The organism is Lentilactobacillus parakefiri (assembly GCF_002157585.1).
In the GTDB taxonomy this organism is placed as follows: domain Bacteria; phylum Bacillota; class Bacilli; order Lactobacillales; family Lactobacillaceae; genus Lentilactobacillus; species Lentilactobacillus parakefiri.
Map to the genome: position 1 here is coordinate 81225 of NZ_BDGB01000044.1, position 15186 is coordinate 96410.

Genomic DNA, 15186 nt, shown 5'->3' on the forward strand with positions numbered 1-15186 from the left:
CGTGGGTGTCGGACTATTTCATCATTGAACCCTGGAACAATAAGGCAAAAATAGTCCCAAACCCAATCGCATAAAGTTTTCCAGTAAAAAAGTAGGACGCTGAAATGATGACCACCGGTGGAATGTAGCTTAGCCACTGGGATAAAACAGCGCTGCCATGGATGTATTTGAAGCGGATGATGTAAGCCAGGTCATCGTTGGGATGCATAATGAGATTGGCTCGAGCATACATGGATACCGCCATCGCAACACAGTAGAGGCCAATAATATCTAAGAGGAGGCGGACATAAAAGTCCATTCCTGGAACTCCCAGCGAGTTAAAGATGAAAGTAAATAACGCTACCAGGTAGCTGAACGGCACAGTGTACAGTAAGTTGGAGAAAAAGCGGCGCCGGTCAAACGAGCCAAGCAATAACTGATTGCTTAAGGTCACAATGATTCCGTAACCAAACAGTGTGGTTCCAAGCGGGATATTGACCCATTTAGAGAGATTAACGGCTGATCCCGTCCAGACCGCGCTTCCCAGGTTGGAGGAAATTGCCAGGGCATTTCCAGCCGAGTTGATAATAATTGACAGCCCCAGATAATAGAGGCGCTGTTTGAAGTCTTTCATTTTAGCCATTAGGTCTTCGAATTCTCCTTCAATTAATCATGAATTCCATTGTATAATATTTGCTTTGGTTTGAACATCTTTACTAAAAGCGTTCGGGTCAAATTGATACAGTTCTTTCACAAATCGTGTTAATATTCACGGTAGAGGAGGCGGTCTTGTGGAACGAGAATATTCGGAAGTAGAAGCTGAGAAGCATTTCGAAAATAATCGTCTGTGGTTTAGGCGATTCCAAACAACCCGCTCATTTCGAAAATTAACCCAACCGGAAAGAGCAGCAGCCAAATATATTACCCAGGCATTTGTTGGTTTAGCCTATAAATATCAATTACGAAGTCCGAGGCAATATTCTGCAAAGTCGGTTAAGGAAGTTGTCATGGATTTATTCCCAGAAAAAATTGCAGCAACAAACGTTTTTTTCACGTCCGTCATCCCAGTGATGCATCGTTATTTTGTCTTCTTGGGTGTCCAACACAAAATTAGCAATGCGAAGACGTTAATCAGGGCACTGGAGAGCATTAAAGTGCGGAAGCTACTGGACAATCATCGAGATTCCAGTAATTGGGATTCTCACAAGAAGCTGGGAATGCAAGTCTTGATGGGGTATCAGCCTGATGTTGATTCAAAAAAAGTAACGGCTTACGAGGAAGATTTCAATATGGGAGTTCCGCTGAGATTCTGCTTTGACTTCAGCGTGAACCGGGCACCGAAGAATATTATTTTGCTGACCGAAAAGTTAAGAAAGAAATTCGAAAATGTGATGTATGAGAACAACAAGTAGAGCGCGACGAGCCCCGATTAGGACCCGGAGCATAAGCGAGAAACTCCCAGGATGAACGGGTTATGTTCATCCTGGGAGTTTCTTGTTTATGCAGTAGGGTTCTGGGGCGTCGGAGCGTATTTTCGAGGCCGAAGGGAGCGGTAAATAAGATAAGTGCTCAGACCACAGTAACATCAATCGAATTGAACAGGGGGGATGAGCGGATTATGTTCATCCTGGGAGTTTCTTGTTTATGCAGTAGGGTCCTGGGGCGTCGGAGCGTATCTTAAAGGCCGAAGGGAGCGGTAAATAAGATAAGTGCTCAGACCACAGTAACATCAATCGAATTGAACAGGGGGGATGAGCGGATTATGTTCATCCTGGGAGTTTCTTGTTTATGCAGTAGGGTCCTGGGGCGTCGTCCACAGGACTAGGCAGGCTTTCAGCCGGCGGTCGGAGCGCATCTTCAAGGCCGAAGAGAACACTAAGCACAACAAGCACCTGGGCTTCAGGAAAAAATGATCGACCAACCTAAGAAGACCAACTTAATTTGCCTACAAACATATGTCGGTCTATCCTACAATTAATTATCAATGTTAGGGGATGTAGAGAATCAAAAAAATACTCATTACCATCGTGTCCATCGTTGGATTAATTGGTTCATACTGTTTGTGGACAGCCGTCACTTTCGATGAACATGCTGAGGACTACATAGAAAGGGATATTAACCATCTCATTCACGCTCATCGGTACCAGGAATTAAGAAAGATAAGCAACGCAGCAGCATACAAATGGCTTAAAAAAACAAATCACGTGAAACTAACATTTGCTACTGACGATCAAGGAAGTGGAAACTTAGGCTATTATGCAGCAAAGATTAATGGCCGGTATGACTTCTTTGTCACTTTCAAGGTGAAGTCATTGATCCCAAGCCGGTTCAGCTTAATCCGGATAACCTACTATCCTTCCTACCATCAGCATTGATTCAATCTGTTAAACAAAAAAGCCCCCGCAGCCAACCAGCCACAGAGCGCTAAAAAATCTACCAAAAAACTAATTTAAAATCTGAACCCGTTCAATACTCCCCAACTTAACCACCGTCACACCCTTAGCGGGACGCTCGATGAAAGCCTGATCGTCGTTGACTGCAGCGACACTTCCTGTCAGCGTGCCGTCATGGGTCTGGATGTGCAATAACTTCTTGTTTTTGTATGCATTCATCAATTCATTTGAAATTTCTTTTGTCGCAATAGTCAACATTGTCACCTCTTATGATAAAATTAATTATAGTTCACAATTCTGCTGGATGTAAACAATTTTTCTCACAAGCATAAGCTTAAGAATAATTTATTAACATTTTTTTGCATTTAGCGCTAAAGTGGATATATAGGTAAGTGAAAGGGGTATTGAAATGACTGAACGCCAAATGATTCAAGAAATTTTAAATACCGTTGATGTGATTTATAGTTTTGTCAACACCGACGATGACAAGAAGGAATATGAAATCGTAATTAACCGCCAAGACGGAGATAATCGTCCGCTCGAGAACGTTAATAAAGAAATCAAACATTACTTCACTGATGCCAGCTTTAGTTACGATGAAGAGCTCAATGACAACGGTGACGATATTCATGTTCAAGTAAAACGTTAATTGGTCTAGTTGCATATTGCTTCACAAAAAGTGATTGAAACAGCAATTTGAATTGTAATGCACGTTATGGTATAGTTCATAATGTGCTTTTTTAATATAAATAAAAGACCATATATCAATTTTTCATTCAAGTTACCAAAAAAATTTAGTGGAATATGTAATCGCTTTCTAGTGTTTGGAGGGAATCTAATGTTAACTGACACACCAAAATATGTTTTATCAATTGATCAAGGGACCACTTCAACCCGGGCAATGATTTTTGACCATAGCGGTCGAAAAGTGATTGAAGCTTCAAAGCCCGTTAAGCAGGCAATCCCACATAATGGCTGGGTTGAGACCGATCCTAATGAGATTTGGACATCGGTTTTAAATGTGATTTCTTCTGCGTTCATTGATGCCGGCATCCATCCCGAAGATATTGAGGGAATTGGAATCGTTAATCAACGTGAGACCACCCTTATTTGGGACAAGGAGAGCGGTGAACCGATTTATAATGCAATTGGCTGGCAGTCTAAGCAAACCGCCGCTTTGGCCCGAAAATTAAAGAATGACGGCTATTCAGGGATGATTCACAAGAAGACCGGCTTGATTATTGACTCATACTTCTCAGCAACCAAGGTCCGCTGGATTTTGGATCACATTGATGGCGCTCAAGAGCGGGCTGAAAAGGGTGAGTTGATGTTTGGGACGGTTGATACTTGGCTGGTTTGGAAGCTTTCCGGGGGTGAGTATCACGTTACCGACTATTCAAATGCCAGTCGTACCATGCTCTTCAATATTCACACGCTGCAATGGGACGATGACATTTTAAAATTACTTAACATTCCAAAGACGATGCTGCCAGAGGTTAAGACTTCCAGTGAACTTTATGGCACAACGAAGAATTACCAGTTTTATGGCATTGAAGTGCCGATTGCCGGGATTGCCGGTGACCAGTCGGCTGCTTTGATTGGTCAGCTGGCTTTTGAACCCGGCATGATCAAAAACACCTATGGTGATGGTGCCTTCATCATGATGAATACTGGATCCAAGCCTGAGATTTCTGATGACAACTTGCTGACAACTATCGCTTATAATTTCGACGGCAAAGTAACCTACGCACTGGAAGGGTCAATTTTTGCTGCTGGAACTGCCCTATCCTGGCTGGCAGATAGTCTGCAATTAATTGACAACGTTCCTGAATCCCGCCAAGCGGCCATGAATTCTGAAGATGACGATGAAGTCTATGTTGTCCCCGCATTTAACGGGTTAGGGGCACCATACTGGGAACAAGATGTTCGCGGGGCAGTCTTTGGCTTAACCCGTGGAACCACCAAGGATGATTTTGTAAAGGCCACCTTGCAGTCAATTACTTATGGCACTAAGGACATCATTCAGACGATGGAAAAAGATACCAGCATGCACATTCCAGAATTGATGGCCGATGGCGGGGCTTCGCGGAATAGTTACTTGATGCAATTCCAAGCTGATATTTTAAATATACCAATCCAACGAGCCGCTGACGAAAACACCACTGCTTTTGGTGCTGCGATTTTGGCTGGATTGGCGGTCGGTTTCTGGAAAGATATCGATGAAATCAAAAGTCTCCAAGAACCTGGGCGCACTTTCACACCGAAGATGGAAGATTCCCGCAGACAAAAGCTGTATCGCGGCTGGCAAGCTGCGGTGCAGGCTACTCGGGGATACCGTGTTAAAATTTAGATTAGTGTGGGAAAATAAGCGGTTAGCTTCCAGAGTATAAGGGGGATTATCCGAATATCCAGGGCTTGGATATTTGGATAATCCCCCTTATACGGCCGGAAGCTGCTTATTTTTCCACTATTCTGTTAGGGAACATTGAGAGAATACCGAGTAGGATGCGGTCTTCCAAGTAGGAAAGGCATTACACGGCCGGCATTGACACAAGTTCCAGCAATATAGAAGGAGGAGGCTGTTGGCAAAACTAGCATTTTGTCAGCAGCTTCCTCCTATTTCTACTTTGCGTTATTCATTCTTATCCTTTGGCTCTTTCCAATAATTGGCATCACTGAGAAGTTCCTTAGACCGATCATCCGCGGGAACAAAGCCGATATTGAACAGGTGCTTGAAGTACATCATATTATAAATCAGCATCCAGATAATTCCCAGGCCATATGAGCCAACGGAATAGGCAACTTGAAACGGTTGGCCCATTCCAAGTGAGAGGGCCATTCCGGCAATAATTTCTACTCCGGCCATACACAGTAGGTTATACCAGTCTGATCGAAAAATTGGCACCCAGAGGTTGAATAATAGGGCGGTGAATGACGGACCAACCTTGGCGATTCGAATCTGGCCGCTTTCTTTGTTCACAACGGTCGCAAAGTTCGGTGGAATCGGCAGTCCAGTTGGATTGTTGGGATCATTTTGGTTATTGTCATCATTATTGCCATTACCAAATGGGTTTTGCATGGGGAGCCTCCTTTCGAACTAATGGTTACTTTTTCTTGAATTTAACAACACATTCACAACGGGAGGTTTGCGGCATTAAATCCACGGATTGGATATATTCAACGTTATATTTCTCTGTCAATTTGATGAGATCTTGTGCCAAGGTCGATGGGTTACAGGAGATATACACAAATTTCTTCGGTACGATATCTAAAATGGTATCAATCAGCGAATCTGCCAAGCCGGTGCGGGGCGGATCGACGATTAATGCAGTTGGTGTCCATCCGCCGTCGATCCACTCAGGCAGCAGTTCTTCGGCTTCACCGACCTCATATAAACAGTTAAAGATGCCGTTTCGAACCGAATTAGCATTGGCATTCTGAACGGCTTCAGCAATTGTATCCATCCCACGGACCTCGCGAACCTGTTTAGCCACTGACAGGCCGATGGTGCCGACACCTGAATAGGCATCAACCAATTTTTCGTTGCCCTTGAGATCCAGTGCCTTGAAAGCTTCATCGTAAAGCACTGAAGTCATTTCGGGATTGGCTTGAAGGAATGCTCGAGCGGATAAATCGAATTTTAGGTCGTTAAGCACCTCGGTAATGGTCTCACGGCCAGCCAGGTGGATCATCTCATCGCCCCAAATAAGTGAGGTTCGCCCCGGATTGACGTTTTGCATGACTGAAACGACTTCCGGTAATTCAGCCTTGATGCGTTCCAATAGCTGATGCTTTTTGAGTAGTTTCTTGCTTTGAGTGATGAAAGTGACTTGGACTTGGTCAGTCGCAATGGCTGCTCGAACAACGACCGTTTTGATGATGCCGGCGTTTTTCTCCTCGTCATACGCGGGGATCCCCAGTTCATCAATCATCGTTACAATCGCCCGCATGACTTTCATCGTCAGTGGATATTGCAATGCCGAGGTTTTAAGGTCGACCACATCATGGCTGCGGGCTTTGTACAAACCAGCGATGGTGTTGCCAGCCTCGTCATGGCGGATCTGGAAGGTGGCTTTATTGCGATAGTGAGTCGGATCATCCATGCCGATGGTTGGCAGCAGTTTGAATCTGCGGTAGCCGGTGGGTTGATACTTCTCCAGCGATTGACGGACAACGTCGCGCTTGAATTCCAGTTGTTTGGGGTAAGCTAAATTTTCCAACTCAAAACCGCCGACGTCATTTGCGTAGTCGTCGACTGGCTGGATTCGATCCTTGCTCTTGGTCAAAATTTCGACAAGTTTGGCGCGGATAAAGTTATTCAAATCGTTGGTGACTTCAACGACCACCTTTTCAGTTGGCAGCGCACCGGGAACGAAGACCAGCTTGCGTTCATAGTAGCCGATCCCTTCACCGTTGATTCCCATCCGTTTAATTTCAATTGTTAATTGTTCACCTTCATTAACGTGAACCGTATTATTATCGTTATACATTGAACCGTCCTTAATATTCTTAGTTACTAGTATGATAGCACATCACGGGTGTTGTTCGCATGTGAAGCAAGCGGGACGAGGTGTTTTATTAAAAAATTAAGAGTGGGACTTAAAGTGGTTAGTTTCCAGAATATAAGCAAGCAATCCGAATATCCCGGGTTTGGATATTTGGATTGCTTGCTTATATGGCCGGAAACTGCTTTAAGTCCCACGTTTTCTGTTATGGAATATTCGAAATAATAAAGTGCGGGTGAAACGATAAGCATTTTTGTTCCAGCCCCTTAAATGAGGGATGTTCATCGCACCGGCTCACCAGGTTGCGGTGTCGGGATCAGTTGCCAGTCCGGCCTGACCGTGGAAACCATCGATCGTTTTCATATCGGTATTTGATAAATTGAAGTCAAAAATATCAGCATTTTCCTTAATGTACTTCTCGTGGACTGATTTTGGCAGCGGTAGGAATCCATGCTGCAGTGACCAGCGGAGAACGACTTGGGCAGGTGTCTTATCATATTTTCGACCGATCGTGACTAATTCCGGAATCTTGAAAATTGCCCCGGTGCCAAGGGGACTGTAGGCTTCGGTCAAAATATCGTGGTCATCGTTATATTCGACCACCGCCGGCTGCATGTCCGACGGGTTGATGAACATCTGGTTAACCATTGGTTTGACCTTGGCTGTTTCCAACAAGGCGTTCAAATGTTTCGGCCGGAAATTCGAGACCCCGATTGCCTTGGCGGCCCCGGCTGCATAAAATTCTTCCATTGCCCGCCAGGATTCAGCGTTAGCTTCTTGCCAATTCTGTCTGAAATCAATTGGATTTGGCCAATGAATCAAGTAGAGATTGACATAGTCCAGCCCTAATTTTTCCAAAGAACGGCCAAAAGCCTGCTTCGTTTTCTCGTAACCGTGGTCGGCATTCCGGAGCTTGGTCGTGACGAATAAATCTTCACGGGGAACGCCACTATCCTTGATGGCTTGGCCAACACTTTCTTCGTTGCCGTAAGCTGCAGCAGTGTCGATGTGGCGGTAGCCGGCGTTCAGTGCAGCTAAAACTGCATGGTAGGCTTCGTCGCCGTCAGCTGATTGCCAGGTACCAAAGCCGACTTGTGGGATCTTAACCCCGTTATATAAGGTATACGTATCTGTTAATGACATGGTTTGACCTCCTAGTGATCTATTTAATGCCATTCTATAAAAATTAAATATGAAGTACAAAGAATTTATCCATTGATGAATGCTCACCGTTGTTTAGGGGATGGCCCAGGTCTGTGAACCCATAGTCTGTATACAGGTGAATGGCTTCTTTCAAGGCATGGTGGGTTTCCAGATAGACGACCCGGTAGCCGGCTCCCTTAGCAAAGCCGACGGCAGTGTCCAACAATCGGTAGCTGAGGTGGTGGCCGCGCGCCGATTCGGTCAAATATAACTTCTGTAATTCAGCCACCCGATTGGCGTGATCAAATTCGGCAATTCCATTGCCACCCAGGATGTGACCTGTGTCATCAACAGCGACAAAATATTCGCGGTCGTTCTTTTGGGCATAGAAGCTGCTTAAATGGTCAAGTTCCTTATCAAAATACGCGGTGCCTGGAATATCAAGTCCGTAAGATTTTAAAATTGTACGAATAATTTTTGCCAACTCGAAGTCATCCTGTTCTTTAATTGGCCGGATCTTCACCATTCTATCAACTCCTGTCTTTAATGTTTGATTAGCATATTACCACTTTTAGAATTGCTGAGTAAAGCCCATGTGAACGCTTTATCGTGATATACTGGAACTAATTTGGAACAAGTTCGGGAGGGATCACTATGGATCAAAGAGTTGCGATTGTGACGGGCGCTTCATCAGGAATCGGCATGCAGATTGCCAAGAACCTCTATCGAAACGGCATGGAAGTCTATGCTCTGGCACGAAGAGTATATGCAATGAACGAGTTGGATGATTTGGGAATTCACACGATGCACTTGGACGTAGTCGACCACGATGAAATCGATCGGGTTGTTAGTGAAATTGTTGCCAAAACCGGCCGGATTGATGCCTTAGTCAATAATGCCGGCATCGGGTCGTTTGGCTCGGTTGAAGAGGTCACCTTGACAGAAGGTGAGTACGAATTTAAAGTCAACGTCTTTGGCTTAGTCAAAATGATTCAAGCGGTCCTGCCGATTATGCGAAAGCAGCATAGCGGCCGAATTATCAATATGTCATCGATGGCCGGTAAGATTGGCAACATGCTATTAGGCAGTTGGTATATTGGGTCCAAATTTGCCATTGAAGGGATGAGTGATTCCCTGCGGCAAGAACTCAAGCCATTTGGCATTGATGTGGCGGTCGTCGAACCTGGCGCCATTCAGTCCGAATGGAAGGATGGCGCAATGGATCGAATGATGGATGCGTCCGGGACTGGTCCGTATGCGAACCTCGCCAGACGATCGGCAGCCTTCTTTGCGGTTTCCTACAAGTTTGCGTCAGCACCAAGAGTGGTTGCCAGAGCGGTCGATCGCGCCGTCTTTTCAAGGAGACCAAAGATTCGGTATGCGATTGGAACGGGCGCCAAACCGGCAATGTTAATGAAACATTTCCTGCCGGATAAGTGTCTGGATGCATTCTTTGAGGCGTTGAATAAGTACGCGCAGCAGATGGTCAACAGAGAAACCGGTCAGAACAGATAGTAATTGACCGCCTTAATTAAATAAAGTACCATGAATGTAGAAGCACTAGGGGAACTGCTAGGTAGCAGCTGAGACCGACCTATTCCAGGCCGAAACCCTTTGAACCTGTCAGCTAGGACTGGGGTAGGGAAGCAGAGTGCAATTAGGGGCGGTTAGTGATCGGAATCCAAGGGACTTTGGACGGAAATCGAGTAGATTTTCGGCCGAAGTGCCTTGGATGCAGGTCACTGCCCCTGGGAGTACGTTTCAGCCAGAGTGCGACGAGACCCGGGTTGACCCCGGAGTGTAAGGCGGAAATTTAAAGGATGAACGAGTTTTGTTCATCGTTTGAACTTTTTGCCTTACACGGTAGGGGTCAGGGTCGTCGCCAAGTAGGCTAGGCAGGCTTTCAGCCGGCCGTCGGAGCACGTTTCCGCTAGATAGCAGCAAAACGCATGCGCATCCAGCAGAAACACGACCAAACCCAACCAAACCCAACCAACCATCCGGAGCTGCAGACACCAAGTGTCTCAGCTCCTATTTTTGTCAATAAGCGAAAACAACAAAGGAGAACAACCAAATGAAAATCGATTTATTAGATACATTACGAAAGAAGAACCCAATTGCCTTCAACATTTCCAACTTTGTGACCGTCCAAGATGTTGCAAACGGAATTAATGCTTTGGGCGCATCACCTATCATGTCTGAAGAAAAGAATGAGGCCGAGCCAATGGTTCAAATGGCCGACTCAGTGACGGTCAACCTAGGCGCGTTTACCGAGGGTCAATTGGAACAGATTAGCGCAGTAACGACATTTGCCAACCAGTACAAGAAACCCATCGTCATTGATCCGGTAGCGGTTGGTGCAGTTGACTATCGAAAGGAACGCTGCAACGAATTGCTTGACCAAATCGATGTGGCGGTCATTAGGGGCAATGCCGGTGAAATAGCTGCTTTAGCCGATGTGGAATGGAATGCCAAGGGAATTGACGCCGGAGAAGGAAACGGTGACCTGGAAGAAATTGCCAAGAAATTAGCAAAGAAACGTAACTGTGTCGTGGTCGAAAGTGGCAAAACGGATATCATTACGGATGGCGAGGCGGTTGTCCGAATTTACAATGAGACTGATTTATTCAAGCTGCACGTGGGTTCTGGAGACATGTTATCCAGTACCATCGGCTGTTTCTGTGGCGTTGAGCACGACTATTTTGAAGCTGCTCAAACTGCCACGGCGGTCTTTGACGTTGCCGGTGAAGTCGTTGCCAAATCAATGGCAACACCACTGGCCGGTTCATTTGGTGTTCAATTGATTGATGAACTTCATTTGATTGATATCAAGACCGTTGAGAAGTTTGCTAATTTTGATTAAGAAAAGAGTGCGACGAGACCCGGGTTGGCCCCGGAGTGTAAGGCGGAAATTTAAAGGATGAACGTTTTTTGTTCATCGTTTAAATTTTTGACTTACACGGTAGGGGTCAGGGTCGTCGCCAAGTAGGCTAGGCAGGCTTTCAGTCGGCCGTCGAAGCACGTTTCAACAAAGTAGCATATATGCAGACATTTCGAATAAGTATGATTAAGAAAGGCAGGACTCAAACAAATGGTTAACGAAACAGTTCAAACTTTAACAATCGCTGGTACTGACAGCGGTGGCGGTGCCGGCGTTATGGCCGACATCAAAACGATGCAGATGCGCCACGTTTTCTCGGCAGCAGTGATTGTGGCTGTCACGGCCCAAAATACGATTGGCGTTCAGGACTTCATGCCAATTCCGAAAAAGTTGATTGACGAACAGTTTGCCTCGGTTGCCGATGATTTGAAAATTCGCGCTTGTAAGACGGGGATGCTGGCTGACGTGGCGACTGTTGAAGCGGTCGTTGAAAATTTAAAAAAGTACGATTTGGGTACCCTGACCGTTGACCCGGTGATGGTTGCCAAAGGTGGCGCCCACTTGCTTTCTGAAGATGCGATTAAGACGGTGCGTGAGCAGTTGCTGCCACTGGCGGATATTTTGACGCCCAACTTGCCTGAAGCTGAGGAACTGACTGGCTTGAAGATTGCCAATAAGGATCAAATGATCGATGCTGCCAAGAAACTACAGGATCTGGGAGTCAAAAACGTCCTGATCAAGGGCGGCCATCAGACCGAGTCCAAGGAGTCAGCTGACTTCATCCTCCTTGAAAGCGGCAAATCATTCTGGGTTAGTTCACCACGAATCGACACGGTCCGGACCCATGGCACCGGCGACACACTTTCTTCGTGCATTACCGCAGAAATTGCCAAAGGAGCTGATGTCGAAACGGCGATTCGGATTGGTAAGAAGTATGTTCAAGCTACCATCGCCAACGGCATTCAAGTCGGCCATGGTCATGGACCGCTAAACCACTGGGCGACCTTTGAAGGGGACGGTGAGTGATATGGGGATGCAATTTGAACCAGGGATGCTGCGTTCATACTTCATTGCTGGCACCCAAGACGTGAAGGACAAAGCAAAGACGCTTCAAGAAATTGCCAAACAAGCAATGGAAGCCGGCATCACGGCCTTCCAGTACCGAGAAAAGGGTCCCGGTTCCTTATCAGGCACAAAGCGAGATGAGATGGCCGCAGACTTACGGGAGATGTGCAGTGATTACGAGATTCCCTTTATCGTCGATGATGACGTTGATTTGGCAATTAAAACCAATGCGGACGGCATTCACGTCGGCCAAAAGGATGAGCGGGTGACCAAGGTAATTGAATCAGTCGGGCAGTCAATGTTTGTCGGCTTGTCGTGTGACACCACGGAGCAGGTCAATATCGCCAATCAGATTACCGGTATCAGTTATCTAGGTAGCGGCCCGGTCTTTCCTACCGGCTCCAAAGCTGATGCCGACCCGGTAATTGGTGTTGATGGACTGGCAAAATTAGTAAAGGCCAGTCAATTGCCAGTGGTTGCGATTGGCGGCATTACTGAAGAAAACATTGTTGAGCTTCCACGAACTGGAGTCGCTGGGGTTTCGGTCATTTCCATGATTGCGCAAAGTGACGATATTTTTAGAACGGTTAAGGTGATGAACGAGACCTTTGAAAAGTAAAAAGTGTCAACCATCAGTTGAATTTTAAAAATTAAGCGGATCAAGCAATCCGTTTCCATTCCGGGATTGCTTGATCCGCTTACGTAATAATTCAGGTTATAATGAATGGCCAGCTACTCCATATTAACCCCCTCAACATTTGCCCGTGGCAGGTGGTTGACTTCACCGGTCATGGTCTTCATCACGTCGGTATTATTGCGGGTATAATAGGTCACTTGATACGGTCCTGAACCGCCAACTTTTCCCTTGTAGGTTTCTAAGACCGGTTGGGTAAATCCAGCAACGTCCTCATTGGTGACCCGAGCTAAATTGATGTCGCTAGTGTTGGGCGTTCCGAAGGCTTTCCAACTGGTCGTTGAGGTCGGGCCAAAGACAAAGTAGCTGCCTGACCGTTCGTAAGAAGTCTGGTCGGAATGAATGCTGACGCTATGTTTACCAAAAGTGATGTCTGAGCGGTTGCCATACCAGGTTCCACGAAATGCTTCGGCAACTTCACTGGGATTCGAGGCAGAAGCGTCTTGTCGATGGTGAGAGACAACCCCGGAAACACCAATTGTTGTCACAAAAATCAGGGTTAATATAATCGTCATTGTCGTTTTTTTCATGATTACCGGCTCCCCAAATCGTTCTGATTTATCAACAACTTCAGGGTACCGCAGGCATGTAAATTAAGTGTAAAGATTGGGTATCAAATATGTACAAAATTGAGATGAACCGGATATTACCCGCAAGTTACAATTATTAGGTTTGGATAAAATCCATGCATAAAACTTGTGATTTTGCTTGAAAGCCGTTTTAATAGAGTATGTACACGTTTTAATTTTCAAATAATTTAATTGGGGTGAGATTGCATGAAGGGACATTTTAAGTTAGCCCTCGCGGCTGCATTTGTATTTGCATCCGCTGGAATTTTCGGCATGGCGGCACCAACTGCCAGCGCTGACGTAATTGCCAATCCTGGTTCAGCAGGGACAATTCCGCAAGTTAATTCTGGGAATGTACTAAAAGACTACGATGAGAATTCACTCAACGTGGTTAATAACTCAACGCCACAGGGGAATGTCAGCAAAAAGTATACTAAGTATTCACTGGATCCAACTGGGTACAACTATGGTAATTCGTACAATACAATTGCTGGTAGTTCACAGACCAATACGTTTAAAACCAAGTTTTTCTTACCAGACGGTTTTAACGTTTCCAACTTTCAACATGGTAACTTCCAAAGTGTGACCCTCGATGGTGATGGGAACATTTACTTTATTGAATCCAACGGAACCAATACGAACCAAGGGGCGATCGTTAAATTCAATATGGCCAAGCTTCAGCAGTTAGGCGTCGGCTCTGATGTCTTACTATTGTGGCGGGCATTCGATTACTTTAACCCATACACCACTGATGGGCAGGCTCATAACGATGAGTACAACCAAGTTAATGCCCAATTGCAGGGTGCATTCGACAAGGTTCAAACATTGACGACGACGTTGAATCAGAATAAATCCTGGCAGAACAACCAGAATAATTACATGAAGAACGCCCAAAAGTGGTACTACAGCTGGAAGAACAAGAAAGCTAAGTACCAAAAGATTGCCAAATCTTACCGTTACTCATATAACACCCGAGCAAAGGCTAAGCAGACTGTCAAGACAGCGACTACTAAAATGGCTCGCTGGATGAAGTCTTACAAGATGCACAAGGCTAAGATTGCCAAGTATAATACCAAGATTAGCGGCATTCAGTCACAAATTGATACTTATCAGGGTCAAATCGATGATGCCAAGGCACAAAACCCTGACATGTTCAAATACGTCGACATTGCCCAAACAGCGCAGTTGTCACCAGAAGTTGATATTGGTCACGGACAAACTTTGTCCTACAACCCACAGAACAAGCACATCTACTTGGCTGAAGACAATACGTTGACTGATCTTGCATCACGGGATGATAACAACACGGTTCTTGAAATGGATCCAAACACGTTGAAACCAATCCGTGAATACAACTTCAAGATGTTCCACGGCGATTCTGCCAACCTTCAGTTACACACACTGGCATTTGATAAGAACGGGAATGCTTATTGGGGCCGTAAGTTGAACGGCGGCTATATGTTCTTCTATGGTCGGCTTGACGAAAACGGCGTCAGCTTCCAGGCTTCCTCATCAATGGTCGGCAAGCGTGGCGGAACCACCAACCAAGGTGTGGCTGTCAACCCGGCTAATAACCGCTTGTACTTTGTTTCCGATGATATTTTGACCTCTGTGCCAACATCGGGCGTTCAAAACGGCAACTTCTCGGCGGATGATATTCACTATCAAGCCTTTAATTCAGGGCGAGAATTTGAAAGCTTGGCATTTGACCAAGATGGTTACGGCTACTTATTGGCATTGTGGCCACCTGAGTTGATGCAGTCAACTGATCCATTGAATTAATTGAATTGAGTTTCACCAAATCACAGCAAATTTTTGAATTTGCTGTGATTTTTTTGTGAGCTTAAATGCTTGTGAAAGTAAGGCTTCTCTTAGTCACTTATTTTTTTGTTCGTTGACGATTCCATAACAATATAGTTAGACTGATTATGTAATTTAAATGAGGTGGGGCATGACA

At 45.5% G+C, this 15186-nt stretch carries 15 protein-coding genes; 8 read left to right on the forward strand and 7 right to left on the reverse strand.

The genetic code is table 11. The features are described from left to right. Positions 1-13: 13 nt before the first annotated feature. Positions 14-622, reverse strand: a complete 609-nt coding sequence (locus LPKJCM_RS04425; protein WP_057962514.1) for a DUF6198 family protein — start codon at positions 620-622, stop codon at positions 14-16. Positions 623-770: 148 nt separating this feature from the next. Between LPKJCM_RS04425 and LPKJCM_RS04430 the strand changes: the two genes are divergently transcribed. After that, positions 771-1391: a hypothetical protein gene (locus LPKJCM_RS04430; RefSeq protein ID WP_057962513.1), complete on the forward strand. Its 621-nt coding sequence runs from the start codon at positions 771-773 to the stop codon at positions 1389-1391. A gap of 1032 nt (positions 1392-2423) precedes the next feature. On the opposite strand, the gene LPKJCM_RS04440 is transcribed toward LPKJCM_RS04430, so the two are convergent. Then, on the reverse strand, positions 2424-2630 hold the full coding sequence (locus tag LPKJCM_RS04440) for a hypothetical protein (RefSeq protein ID WP_057962511.1): 207 nt from the start codon (positions 2628-2630) through the stop codon (positions 2424-2426). 151 nt (positions 2631-2781) lie between these two features. Between LPKJCM_RS04440 and LPKJCM_RS04445 the strand changes: the two genes are divergently transcribed. Further along, complete coding sequence (locus tag LPKJCM_RS04445) at positions 2782-3021, forward strand: hypothetical protein (RefSeq protein ID WP_057962510.1); 240 nt, start codon at positions 2782-2784, stop codon at positions 3019-3021. 189 nt (positions 3022-3210) lie between these two features. Beyond that, a complete protein-coding gene (glpK, locus tag LPKJCM_RS04450; RefSeq protein WP_057962509.1) occupies positions 3211-4722 on the forward strand; it encodes a glycerol kinase GlpK in 1512 nt (503 codons plus the stop codon). A gap of 282 nt (positions 4723-5004) precedes the next feature. Here glpK and LPKJCM_RS04455 read toward each other — a convergent pair whose 3' ends face one another. From LPKJCM_RS04455 to LPKJCM_RS04470, 4 genes are all read right to left on the reverse strand, one after another. Further along, on the reverse strand, positions 5005-5451 hold the full coding sequence (locus tag LPKJCM_RS04455; protein ID WP_057962508.1) for a hypothetical protein: 447 nt from the start codon (positions 5449-5451) through the stop codon (positions 5005-5007). A 25-nt stretch (positions 5452-5476) separates the two neighbouring features. Continuing rightward, positions 5477-6862 (reverse strand): 23S rRNA (uracil(1939)-C(5))-methyltransferase RlmD, encoded by a 1386-nt coding sequence (gene rlmD, locus LPKJCM_RS04460; RefSeq protein WP_057962507.1) that lies wholly within the window; start codon positions 6860-6862, stop codon positions 5477-5479. 309 nt (positions 6863-7171) lie between these two features. Beyond that, on the reverse strand, positions 7172-8020 hold the full coding sequence (locus tag LPKJCM_RS04465) for an aldo/keto reductase (RefSeq protein WP_057962506.1): 849 nt from the start codon (positions 8018-8020) through the stop codon (positions 7172-7174). A 43-nt stretch (positions 8021-8063) separates the two neighbouring features. Continuing rightward, positions 8064-8546: a GNAT family N-acetyltransferase gene (locus LPKJCM_RS04470; RefSeq protein ID WP_057962505.1), complete on the reverse strand. Its 483-nt coding sequence runs from the start codon at positions 8544-8546 to the stop codon at positions 8064-8066. 128 nt (positions 8547-8674) lie between these two features. On the opposite strand from LPKJCM_RS04470, the gene LPKJCM_RS04475 reads away from it, so the two are divergent. The 4 genes from LPKJCM_RS04475 to thiE all read left to right on the forward strand — a co-directional run bounded on the left by LPKJCM_RS04475 (position 8675) and on the right by thiE (position 12585). Then, entirely contained in the window at positions 8675-9535 is an 861-nt protein-coding gene (locus LPKJCM_RS04475; RefSeq protein WP_057962504.1) for an oxidoreductase, read from the forward strand. Between the two features lie 559 nt (positions 9536-10094). Further along, positions 10095-10883, forward strand: a complete 789-nt coding sequence (gene thiM, locus LPKJCM_RS04480; RefSeq protein WP_057962503.1) for a hydroxyethylthiazole kinase — start codon at positions 10095-10097, stop codon at positions 10881-10883. A 228-nt stretch (positions 10884-11111) separates the two neighbouring features. Next, a complete protein-coding gene (gene thiD, locus LPKJCM_RS04485; protein WP_057962502.1) occupies positions 11112-11927 on the forward strand; it encodes a bifunctional hydroxymethylpyrimidine kinase/phosphomethylpyrimidine kinase in 816 nt (271 codons plus the stop codon). A 1-nt stretch (position 11928) separates the two neighbouring features. Next, positions 11929-12585, forward strand: a complete 657-nt coding sequence (thiE, locus tag LPKJCM_RS04490) for a thiamine phosphate synthase (RefSeq protein WP_057962501.1) — start codon at positions 11929-11931, stop codon at positions 12583-12585. Between the two features lie 113 nt (positions 12586-12698). Here thiE and LPKJCM_RS04495 read toward each other — a convergent pair whose 3' ends face one another. After that, positions 12699-13190, reverse strand: a complete 492-nt coding sequence (locus tag LPKJCM_RS04495) for a hypothetical protein (RefSeq protein WP_057962500.1) — start codon at positions 13188-13190, stop codon at positions 12699-12701. 246 nt (positions 13191-13436) lie between these two features. Here LPKJCM_RS04495 and LPKJCM_RS04500 point away from each other — a divergent pair, with 246 nt between their 5' ends. Then, positions 13437-15011 carry a hypothetical protein gene (locus tag LPKJCM_RS04500; protein ID WP_057962499.1) on the forward strand — a complete coding sequence of 525 codons (1575 nt, stop codon included), beginning with the start codon at positions 13437-13439 and terminating at the stop codon, positions 15009-15011. The last annotated feature ends 175 nt before the right edge of the window (positions 15012-15186 follow it).